Here is a 1,664-nt window from a genome sequence, read left to right on the forward strand (position 1 = left end):
CCCTTTTCCCATCAAGCCTTTGCAACTCAGGACATGAATGATGTTTTCTTTTCTGTCCAATAATGGCCGATAACACTCGGCGATGCCTACCCTTCGGGGGAGGACTTGCAATAAAACTTAGCGACATAGTGATGCTCCGGAAGGCTCAATAATAATAAATGACAATTTACAATAAATGTCATTTATTATATTGTCAACGCACCAATTTGATTTAAGAGCACAATAACTTTTGTGCAAAACGGCAATACTTTTGTATTAAACGACGACCTCGTTTGACTGAGTAGGCGGTAATCGATAGCATCAGACTAATACTGTCGTTATCGAAAGTTCTTATTTTCAAAGCCTTAAATAAGGGTTTAGACACAATTTATTGGTAGTGAATAATGCTTACTAAAGAAAAAATATTAGATGCATCTGAAATCGTTTTACGTAAGTTCGGTCCTAGAAAAACGACCGTTGTTGACGTAGCTCGAGCCCTTGATGTGAGTCACGGAACGGTATACCGACACTTTGCAACTAAAGCAGAACTGCATGAAGCCATAACATTAAGATGGCTGGATCGTGTCACCGCACCATTAACTGAGATCACAAATAGACCGGAAAGCGCATCACTAAGGCTTCGAGAGTGGTTTGAGGCGTTAACGGCCATTAAAAGAAGAATTTTTATTGGTGAGCCTGAGTTGTTTGAATCATATTCATCACTAACACAACAAACACCCGAGCACGTAAAATCAAAACACATCAATCATCTGTTGCAGCAAGTTGAGTCGATTTTGAATGATGGCGTTAGAGAAGGTGTCTTTGAAATTAAGGATTGTACTATCACTGCACGCTGCTTCTTTTTTGGTACCGTGCGTTACCACCACCCACTTCATTCACCAGAATGGAAGAGCGACACCATTGAACAAGAATTTACACAGCTTTTTTCTTTGTTAGAAAAAGCCATCTATAAACACTGATTCCTAATCGTTTTTTGAAATAGCCGATTAGATGGGAGAGGATGATTATGAAGCGTACACTGTTTCTATGTGGGTTAATGGCTAGCCAATTACTATCGCTGAATCTCGCATTCGCCTCTCCTCAACAAGAGATTGACCATCTGCTTACCTTTGTTGAATCAACGCAGTGCAAATATGAGCGAAATGGTACAATCCACACCGGGCCAGAAGCGGCCGCACATATAAAAAAGAAAGCTGATTATTACGCCGACGAGATTGAGTCTGCTGAAGATTTCATCGCGTATTCAGCAACAAAAAGTATGTTGAGTGGGCGCCATTACCAAGTTCACTGTGAAGGCAAAACATCGGTTAGTAGTGAAGTTTGGCTAAAATCCGAACTTGATGACTTTCGGTCTCGCTAACTTTTTAGCTTACTTACTCTCTAATGTTCAGCCCTGCTAACTTACTGCCCTGCTAAATAGTAAACAACAAAGTGCCAAACAAAAAAAGAGCCCCTAAGCTGGAGCTCTTTTCGTTTTTTGATACTTCCTGTATCCATAGACAAGTCCAATCTGTAGTACTTTCACTGAAAGCCAGATCATCGATATCTCCAGTTGTGTATCAACTTAAATGTAACACAATCTCCAGGCTTTTCTAAAACACAACAGAGATAATGAGTTTAGTCCCACTCCATCTCACCACTCAGCACTTGTTCGATGTCATCAA

At 40.4% G+C, this 1,664-nt stretch carries 2 protein-coding genes; both read left to right on the forward strand.

Annotation, left to right across the window (positions count from 1 at the left end; all coding sequences use genetic code 11):
* Positions 1–383: 383 nt before the first annotated feature.
* Positions 384–959, forward strand: coding sequence for a TetR family transcriptional regulator (locus AB4653_RS08790; protein WP_102258551.1), 576 nt, complete (start codon positions 384–386; stop codon positions 957–959).
* 47 nt (positions 960–1,006) lie between these two features.
* Positions 1,007–1,360, forward strand: a complete 354-nt coding sequence (locus AB4653_RS08795; protein WP_240797204.1) for a DUF5329 family protein — start codon at positions 1,007–1,009, stop codon at positions 1,358–1,360.
* The last annotated feature ends 304 nt before the right edge of the window (positions 1,361–1,664 follow it).

The organism is Vibrio sp. 10N.222.48.A3 (genome assembly GCF_041475345.1).
Lineage (GTDB): Bacteria > Pseudomonadota > Gammaproteobacteria > Enterobacterales > Vibrionaceae > Vibrio > Vibrio tasmaniensis_A.